The following is a 1078-nucleotide window of genomic DNA, read 5'->3' as shown; positions in this document are numbered from 1 at the left end:
TCAGACTGCATGGATACTCCCAAATATGGCTAACACGCGGCGTTCAACATCAAGCAATCTATGTAGACTGTATCGTTGTTGCGCAAACGTTTGCGCGAAAATAATACTGGTTAAAATTTAGGTGTAAAGAAGTTCGTGCGCCTTCGCGTGCTACATAGTAACAAAATCCACTAAATACTGCGCTAGATCAAAACAAAAAGGCCACCAAACGGTGACCTAAGTATATTTTTGCTCTAAAGCTAACCTTCTTAGCGATCCCAGTAGGTCTCTTCTAAGCTGTCTTCGCGTTCTGGCAGAGCTCGCGATAGGCGAGGAGAGTGCTGAGTTAGCACTTCGTAGCTCACGCGGTTCGCGTATTTACAAATTTGAGAAAGTGATGAATACGTCAGACAGCGTACTTCGTGTTTCTCTGAAGTAGGCACTTCTTTCTGATGGAAAGAGTTTGCAGCCATGTCATGCAGCAGTGCAGATAGTGCAGCATCACCCGCGCCATTAGTGTTCTTAATTTCTAGAGGGCCACCAAGGTATGGACCGATGTGTGAATACACTTTCATTGGATTCACACAATCTTCTTTGCGCATTGCGCGGCTGAACTCAAACTTATTGAATTCCTCAATAGAGCTTTCAAGAATATCGTGTGTAGTTTCACGTTTCACTTTTTCGTCAGTGTAACCTGCCATATAAAGACCGTTTGGCCCGGCAGTACAAAGAACAAGATCTACCCACTCAAGTGCTTTATCCGCAGCAGCGAGTGGATCGCTTTCGCCTGTAAGCGCCGCGCCCTCTTCTTCATTCATAGCCACAACAGATACGTTTTCACGAATGTACTCTTGCCACCATTCCGCATTGCCTTCAATCACGTACTTTGTACCTAGAGTAAGAACAACAGGTACATCGTGCTTCTTGGCAAAATCAATCGCGCGTTGCACTGCTTTAGGCATTGGGTCTTCTTCTTTACCGCGCATTAGGTACGAAGAAACAACAAGCGCAGACGCTTTCTCAAATACTTCTTCAGGAATGCTTTCTGGAAGAAGTTGGTTCATGTGACCTTCGTTAATCGCGAATGTACGTTCACCAT

At 45.1% G+C, this 1078-nt stretch carries 1 protein-coding gene; it reads right to left on the bottom strand.

The window, feature by feature from the left end; all coding sequences use genetic code 11:
- Window positions 1–248: 248 nt before the first annotated feature.
- A partial coding sequence (locus tag R7P35_RS25985) for an inosine/guanosine kinase (RefSeq protein WP_318093346.1) occupies window positions 249–1078 on the bottom strand: 830 nt, incomplete at its 5' end.

Origin of the sequence: Vibrio sp. Vb0304 (genome assembly GCF_033338995.1) — a bacterium.
In the GTDB taxonomy this organism is placed as follows: Bacteria; Pseudomonadota; Gammaproteobacteria; order Enterobacterales; family Vibrionaceae; genus Vibrio; species Vibrio alginolyticus.
Note: the sequence above shows the minus strand (reverse complement) of the source record. Positions and strands in the feature narration are given on the sequence as shown.